The 7,420-nt window shown below is 49.9% G+C and carries 7 protein-coding genes; 4 read left to right on the forward strand and 3 right to left on the reverse strand.

Annotation, left to right across the window (positions count from 1 at the left end; genetic code table 11):
• Nucleotides 1-5 precede the first annotated feature (5 nt).
• Both E8L90_RS29670 and E8L90_RS29675 read right to left on the reverse strand, forming a co-directional pair.
• Nucleotides 6-479, reverse strand: coding sequence for a GNAT family N-acetyltransferase (locus E8L90_RS29670; protein ID WP_137033183.1), 474 nt, complete (start codon nt 477-479; stop codon nt 6-8).
• Between the two features lie 95 nt (nt 480-574).
• Nucleotides 575-1,663 (reverse strand): DUF418 domain-containing protein, encoded by a 1,089-nt coding sequence (locus E8L90_RS29675; RefSeq protein ID WP_137033184.1) that lies wholly within the window; start codon nt 1,661-1,663, stop codon nt 575-577.
• Between the two features lie 273 nt (nt 1,664-1,936).
• Between E8L90_RS29675 and E8L90_RS29680 the strand changes: the two genes are divergently transcribed.
• From E8L90_RS29680 to E8L90_RS29695, 4 genes are all read left to right on the forward strand, one after another.
• Nucleotides 1,937-2,707 carry a 3-hydroxyacyl-CoA dehydrogenase gene (locus E8L90_RS29680; RefSeq protein ID WP_137033186.1) on the forward strand — a complete coding sequence of 257 codons (771 nt, stop codon included), beginning with the start codon at nt 1,937-1,939 and terminating at the stop codon, nt 2,705-2,707.
• 45 nt (nt 2,708-2,752) lie between these two features.
• Nucleotides 2,753-3,283: a MarR family winged helix-turn-helix transcriptional regulator gene (locus E8L90_RS29685; RefSeq protein ID WP_137033188.1), complete on the forward strand. Its 531-nt coding sequence runs from the start codon at nt 2,753-2,755 to the stop codon at nt 3,281-3,283.
• A 107-nt stretch (nt 3,284-3,390) separates the two neighbouring features.
• On the forward strand, nt 3,391-3,879 hold the full coding sequence (locus E8L90_RS29690) for a hypothetical protein (RefSeq protein WP_137033190.1): 489 nt from the start codon (nt 3,391-3,393) through the stop codon (nt 3,877-3,879).
• 15 nt (nt 3,880-3,894) lie between these two features.
• The gene (locus E8L90_RS29695; RefSeq protein WP_137033191.1) at nt 3,895-4,761 is read left to right on the forward strand and encodes an SDR family oxidoreductase; all 867 of its coding nucleotides are present in this window, start codon (nt 3,895-3,897) and stop codon (nt 4,759-4,761) included.
• Here the strand turns inward: E8L90_RS29695 and E8L90_RS29700 are convergent.
• Entirely contained in the window at nt 4,758-7,352 is a 2,595-nt protein-coding gene (locus E8L90_RS29700; protein ID WP_137033193.1) for a winged helix-turn-helix domain-containing protein, read from the reverse strand. The two genes, E8L90_RS29695 and E8L90_RS29700, sit on opposite strands and share 4 nt — an antisense overlap.
• Nucleotides 7,353-7,420: the final 68 nt, after the last annotated feature.

The following is a 7,420-nucleotide window of genomic DNA, read 5'->3' on the forward strand; positions in this document are numbered from 1 at the left end:
CTATTCTATTTAGGTATCCGTTTTTCGTACCTGAATTTATAAAAACCATTCGCTGCGTTCGGCTCTGTCTCGCCGACCTTTTTGTAACCGCATTTCTCGTAAAAGTGCTGGTTGCGTACGGCTTGATAGCCAGTATCGAGCGTCCATTTCTTGATGTGCGGATACGCGGCCTCCATGAACTGCATGGTTTGGCTTCCGATACGCAAGTTTTGTTTATCAGGATCGACGTAGATGATCCCCAGCTCCAAATGCTCATGATCGACTGGAAGGAGGCAAAAACCGCCGACGATCTGGTCATCCAGCAAGATCGTATAGTAATGGGCTCTTTGCATGAAGAAAACATGCTGGTCAGGCTGGTCATGTCCGGCAGGGCCTTCTCCATACTTTTGGACGTCTTCTGCAAAGCAACGAACAGCAATTTGGGTGAGTTGCTCTGCGTTCGCGGGGACAGCCTTTTTGAAAAAAACCATAGGACTCATGAGATCATCTCCAGTTCGTCTGACTACTTCGAAATTGGTGTATGTATGATTAGTAAAATTCTCCTATATAGCAGACGGATGAACCCACAGAATGGTTACCCACTTATTTTTCTCATGATGCTCTCCAACGGTCCCCTCGTAAACCAATGTCTCCATACAAGCGTGAGCACAATGGAAAAGAGGAAGAATCCTACGGCGTAGAGCATCGCAAAAGCGAGCGTTTGATTTTCGAATTTGCCAATCAAGGCGAGGAAGCCGAGCCCGACAATGATATGACTGACGTAGTGTGTCAGTGTCAGCTGTCCGGTTTTTACCCATGTCTGCGTAAACCAGCTGTTTGCGAATTTTTCCGCAAAGCTGACGCACAGGAGGATGATGATGACAGCCGTGCTCGAGCTGGACAGCACATAAAACAGGTTGGGTGGAACTGGTTTCGTTCCCCATAAAAATAGGGCGATCTCGCTTCCGACGGCCGAAATAGAGAGCTTGATCAACCCATATGATAAAACTTCCAAGCTGACGAACAGGGCGGTTGCCCAGCCCAACATTTTTTTGCGTACAGATCGATTGAGCAGGTTGAGTCGCCCCAGCCACAAGCCGAGAAGGAAAAAGCACATCCAGGGAAATACCGGGTGATAGCCGTTGAACAGCAAGTTGCGCAGGAATCCTTCGACAGTCCAAAAGTCAAGATACTCGAAAAATGGTTGCCTCGGGTCCCACCCTTGCAAATAGTTGAGCGACAATTGTAGCGTTTGAGCTGTGAGCAGAATGCCGCTACATGCGAGAAGAAGTGTTTTCCCCGATACGACGAGGAGGAAGGAGGCGATGAGCATATAGACACCGTAGTAATGCAGGATGTCGCCGCTCCAACCACCGAGATAGAGAAACATCCCGGTCACGAATAAAAATAAGGAGCGCTTCCAAAGGACGTGGCGGCTTGCCTGCAAGAGGGCTGGGTCACCTGAGGTCCTTGCTTTTTTTGTCATATACGCAATGCCAATTCCTGCTAAAACGACGAATACGGTAGATGCTCTGCCTTGAAACAAACTGGATAAAGCGATAAGCCAGTCGGGTCCGTTATGCTCTGCGTTCAAGATGACGACGTAATTGACGATCATCATGCCCAGCATGGCCCACGCCCTCGCAAAATCGAGACCAATGACTCTGGTAGAAGGCACTTTCATCCGGGTTCTTTCCTCTCTACTTTTATTTACCTATCGGTAAGTAAAATATAATGGGATAGATTGTAAATAGCAAGCCCTAAAATGTTGGAGGTGGATGAGCACAACTGTCCTTTGCCCGGACACAGATGTCTCATACCTGTCTGGATTTGAGAAGGTCGGGACTGCTTGTCACTTGTAAAAACCACCTGTGACAAGGGGGGATTGGGTTGGTATCTAACTTGCAGAGCTTTTTTCTGAATGCGGATGTAAATGCAGAGGAAGGGAGAGAATGGCTTGGATATGCGGGAAGTGGTTGCCATTGTAACGGGTGGTGCTTCCGGTTTGGGAGAAGCCGCTGTGCGGAATGTCGTTCAACACGGGGGAAAAGTAGCCATTCTTGATTTGACGGTAGAGAAGGGGCAAGCACTGGCGAATGAGCTTGGGCGCGAAAATGCTTTGTTCGTGCATACAGATGTCATGAGTGAGACGAGTGTACGGGAGGCAATCGATCAGGCTGCTGGCACATTCGGTACGATTCACGCCGTGGTTAACTGTGCCGGGATCAGTTTGGCACAAAAAACGCTGTCGCGAAGCGGTCCACATCCACTGGAATCCTTCAGCAAAGTCATTTCGGTCAATCTGATCGGTACTTTTAATGTCATTCGGTTGGCGGTGGAGCAAATGGCAGGAAACGAGCCGAACCAACAGGGGGAGCGAGGTGTCATCATCAATACCGCATCGGTGGCGGCTTTTGAAGGGCAGGTGGGGCAGGTTGCTTATAGCGCCTCCAAAGGTGGAATTGTAAGCATGACCCTGCCGCTAGCAAGAGACCTGGCTTCGTATGGCATACGCGTGATGGCGATTGCTCCGGGCCTATTTGACACGCCGATGTTCGACCAGCTCCCGCGCTCTGAAAAAGCTGCGTTGGGTGCGACTGTTCCTTTTCCCGCTCGCATGGGTGATCCGCAAGAATACGCGATGCTCGTGAACAGCATCATCAACAATCCGATGTTGAATGGAGAAACGATTCGGCTGGATGGGGCAATCAGGCTGGCACCGAAATAGAGAAGATGTGTTGACAAAAAAGTAATTAGGTTCCATACTATATCCATGACAACCCATTCAAGCGGAAGAAAACAAGAAGATGCGATCCCATCGCTCGTTCAATCGCAGCGCCAGATTGATCGGTACGGACTCGATGTTGATGCACAAGCTGTACTCGTCGCCGCTAGGCTGATGGAGGCAGGAGCCAAGCTTGGGCATGCGGCCGAAATACATTTTGCCAGATTCGGTTTATCAACGGGACGGTATCGCTTATTGGCAGACCTGGAAGATAACGGTGGGGAAGTGCTGCCGTCACAATTGGCAGAGCATCTGGGGGTAACACGCGCTACTGTTACTGGTCTGATCGACATCCTGGAGCGCGATGGCCTAGTCTCGCGACGAGCGAGTGCAAAAGATGGCAGGCAAAAATCGGTTATTTTAACGGAGCGCGGGGCTAGCAAGCTACGGGAAATGGCGCCTGATCACTTTGCGAGATTGGAAGCGATGGTCGGATTGCTCAATCCCCAGGAGCGCAGTGTGTTTCTCAATCTATTGGGGCGCGTGACACAAGGCATCTCGGCACTGACAGATGAATAGTAAGCAGCGGGCAAGTAGTAAAGCGGGCTAGGTAGCTAGCCCATTTTCATCCTCAAATAGTTAGGTTCCTAATCAATTTCTAAAAAAAGGGAAAGGAGGTGAAAAACATGCATGAGCCTGCAAAATCGGGGCGTGTTAATCCGATCAAGAGGGCGAATCCCGAGCGAAAATCGTTTGTTTTATGGCGAGAGGTAATCATGGCTTATTTGTCTCCTGCGATCATGGCGAGCATAGGAGGATGGATCACCGCTGACAAAGGACTGCAAATAGGGGCATTGACCACAATTGGCGGAACATCCGCATTGATTGCCGCACTCCTTGGGCGATGGTTACAGAGCCGTGGCATACATAAACGCTGGGTCACCTGCACGCCTCATTTGACGCTGGTAGCGGTTATGGGGATGACAATGGTAGTGATCGGTCTCTTGGTAGCATGGCTAACAACGGAGTTACTCGTCATCTTTGCTCCCGGTGAATCGTTGGCTTGGCTAAGTCGTGTCTGGATCGACTTCCCTCTGTCGGCGATAATCGCCAGCACGTTAATCACATGGCGGTGGCGTAGTGCCATCAATGACCATCAAAAAATGAATCAGTGACGGAGGAGATAGCAAATGATCGTAGTCATGGGAGCGACAGGAACCATAGGGAGTGCACTTTTGAAACGATTGATAGAGCTTGGAGTCCCAACTCGGGCGTTGAGCAGAACGCCAGAAAAACTTCAGATGCGAATGGGAGAGCAGGCAGCATCTACGGTGGAAGTCGCAGCAGTGGAAGCTTCTGACCCTGAATCGTTGCGCCTGGCGTTTGCAGGTGCGAATCAGCTCTTCCTTTCCCTTTCAAACAGTCCCAATCAGGTCGAGCTGGAAACATCGACGATTCGCATAGCAGCTGAGGCTGGAATCCGGCACATCGTGAAAATATCCAGTCCAGCCTTCACCGAAAAGGCGCCAGTCGCCGTAGCGGGATGGCACCAGGAAATCGAGAGCGCTTTATCAGAAGCGGGTATGAAAAGTACCGTGCTGCGACCGTACGCTTTTATGCAAAATCTGCTCCGCTTCGCACCGACGATCAAGACGCAACATGTTTTCTTCGGTACGATGGGCGAAACTGCCTGCAACTTTATCGATTGCCGGGATATCGCCGATGTTGCCGCAGAGGTATTGACCCACTCTGAAAAGGCAGGTCGTGTATACACCCTGACTGGTTCTGAGGTTTTCAGCTATCCGCAAATTGCGAGCAAGCTGTCAGAGCTGCTTGACCGCCCGATTACGTACATCAACAAGGATAGCGGAGCACTCCGACGTGATCTGATGGAGTACGGAAACATGCCAGAGTGGCTCGCCAGTCATGTCGTTGAAATTCAAGCTATGTCTGTAGCGATCCCGGAAAAGCCGACAGACGATGTAGGGCGTGTCCTCGGCAGAGAACCTCGCAAGCTGGACACCTTTCTGCATGAACATATTGAAAAGTTCCGTTAATCAACAGGGCTATTTTCTAGCAGCGAGATTTCTTGGGCTTTCAGAAGAGCTTGTGTGCGATTGGTGACACCGAGCTTGCCATATATCCGATGCAAATACACCTTGACCGTCCCGAGCGTATTCCCTAGATCATCGGCGATCATCTTATTGGATGCTCCTTCGGCCAGCATGGAAAGGATAATCATTTCCTTTCCGGTTAACGGCTCGATCAAAGGAGTTTTTCTTTTCTCCCCTTTCTTAGGAAAAAGGGATACCAGTTGATTGACATACGCAGTCGATACGGACGGACCTGGTTGTTGGGATCGTTTTTTCAAGCGTAGTTGGTAATCGTGCAAGAGGTGAGACATCGCCGTTCCTGCGTCCAGAAAGCTACGGACGTAGCAGTTGTTTCCGCCAATCAAGAGCGCTTCGTGGAGGAATGCCAGCGCTTCCTTTTTGTTGCCGCACTGTTTGTGAGCGAGTGCTTGCAGAACAGCGATGTCTACCTGACTGATCAATAGCTCCTCACGAATACTGGATGGCTTTAGGATCGCTAAAATACGCAAGGCTTCCTGTTCCTGCTGCTGGGCGAGCAACAAACGGACATGGGTCAAAACCTCTAATTCTCTCTGAATGCTAGGGTGATTCAAAATAGAAGGAGGAAGCTTGGACAACTCGGCTTTCGCCAAAGCGATATCCCCTTGCTGGATCGCGATGTGTGCGAGAAATGCTTGTAATGGGTTGAACCAAAACGGAGCACCCCAGCTTGCGACCGTTTCTTGTGTCTCTGAAATGATTTTTCGTGCCGCAGCAAAATTCCCCTCCACTAGCTTGTGCTTGGAGTATGTCAGCGCATAGGGGACGAGCAGACCAGGTATTTGCTTTTGCAGTGCAACCAAACGAACTCGCTGAAGATGATCGAGGCTTTCTTCCAGCCTGTTTTCCTCATACAGCCCTTCTGCCAACGCCTGAATGGTGTACAGGTTAATCAAAGAATCCTTCCAGCCATGAGCTTCGAGTATGCGGGAGAAATGCTTGCCGACAGCCTCTGTTTGATCGGACAGCATCCCTTTTAACCCGAATCGCGTACGGCGAATAAACGGCTCAGTCGTGTTGTAATTAAAATGATAAAACAACGGGCTCTCTGGTAGCTCACCACTTAACTGTGAGGAACTGGCAATCCAGCTCTCAAAATCTCCGGTTGCAAACACTAGATTCGCTCGGACAAAAAACAGCCCGCTCAAAAACTGTTGATGCTCTGTCGAGTCTTCCAGGCTCGAAGCGCTTTGCTCCAATTGGGTGAGGGCAAGCTCTGCCCGATCCGTAAAACCGCAAGCTACCAAGAGGAACAAATAGATCAGGCGAAAAAGGGGTGAGAAATAGTTCGCGTGATCAGGGATGTTATCCAGCGTCCTGAGAAAGCTGGAAAACTCGCCGCGTTGGAGCAGTACCGGAATATGCTGCGCAAGAAAGCTAACAGCCAGCGTGTAATCGGCAGCGGCAATCGCATGATCGATTGCTTCGTCCATCATCCCACGCCCCGCATAGCTCTCACTGGCTAGTCGGTGCAGCTCACGTGCTTTTCCGGGAGCTGTCTGCTCCAATTGACTGCGCAAAAAATCGGCAAACAAGTGATGGTACCGATACCACGTCCCGTAATCATCGAGTGGAATTAAGAAAATGTTTTGGCGATGCAAGTGGGTCAGCATTTGTTGGCACTGGGTCAGACCGGTCAGAGCGTGGCACACGTGAGCATCCATTCTTGCCAGCACTGAGGTTTTGAGCAAGAAGCTACGCTCCTCTTCCGGAAGTCGCATGATTACTTCATGAAACAAATACTCCGAAATATTACGATGAGAGCCAGTAAATCCGGCAAAAAATTGATCGTGGTTCTCCATATTCACGAGTGAAATGGCAGCAAGCTGCAAGCCAGCGACCCAGCCTTCCGTGCTTTTCACTAGCTGCTCGAGTTGTATTTCGGTCAGAGGTAAATCGTGAACCTGCCGGTAAAAGCTATCCGTCTCTTGATGACTGAAAAGAAATTGTCCTGCCTCAATGTGACATACTTCATGGCGTACGTTCCATTTGACGGTAGAAAAAGGCAACGTGTTGCGACTGGCGATGTACAGATGGACGTGGCTCGGGACATATTCCAAAAAATAAGCGAGACTGTTGTGAATCGTCTCATCCGAGATCACGTGGTAGTCATCGAGAATGATAGCAAGGGGCTGTGTCGTAGCAGCGAGTTCATTGAGCAGAGAATCGATGAAGGTAAAGATCGAGGTATGACTGGTCGCCTTCATGGCTGGTTCCATTCGTTCGGAGAGTTCTGTGAAGTCAGATTCAGCCAGGGTAAATACGATGTATCTCCAAAAGCGAATCAGGTCATTATCCATCTCATCGAGTGAGAGCCATACAGTGGAACCGTCGTACTGATGAGCCCATTGACTGAGTAAGGTCGTTTTTCCGTAACCGGCTGGGGCGTATAGTGTGGTTAGTCGGCATTGCAGACCAGCGTCCATTTTTTGCAGCAGTCGGCTCCTATGAACGCTATTCGACCGAACGGCGGGCATTGCTGTTTTGGTTTTCAGCATAATGGAATGATGGAGCATGTTTGTACCGTCCTATGTATTAGAATCGTTTGTGTCCATTATACTTGTTATCGGCAAAAATCGACATT

It is taken from the genome of Brevibacillus antibioticus, assembly GCF_005217615.1.
Classification (GTDB): domain Bacteria; phylum Bacillota; class Bacilli; order Brevibacillales; family Brevibacillaceae; genus Brevibacillus; species Brevibacillus antibioticus.

Bases quoted from the DNA above. Each gene is read 5' to 3' on its own strand.
- E8L90_RS29670 (WP_137033183.1), bottom strand. From the start codon at position 479: ATGAGTCCTATGGTTTTTTTCAAAAAGGCTGTCCCCGCGAACGCAGAG.
- E8L90_RS29675 (WP_137033184.1), bottom strand. From the start codon at position 1,663: ATGAAAGTGCCTTCTACCAGAGTCATTGGTCTCGATTTTGCGAGGGCG.
- E8L90_RS29685 (WP_137033188.1), top strand. From the start codon at position 2,753: ATGACAACCCATTCAAGCGGAAGAAAACAAGAAGATGCGATCCCATCG.
- E8L90_RS29690 (WP_137033190.1), top strand. From the start codon at position 3,391: ATGCATGAGCCTGCAAAATCGGGGCGTGTTAATCCGATCAAGAGGGCG.
- E8L90_RS29695 (WP_137033191.1), top strand. From the start codon at position 3,895: ATGATCGTAGTCATGGGAGCGACAGGAACCATAGGGAGTGCACTTTTG.
- E8L90_RS29700 (WP_137033193.1), bottom strand. From the start codon at position 7,352: ATGCTCCATCATTCCATTATGCTGAAAACCAAAACAGCAATGCCCGCC.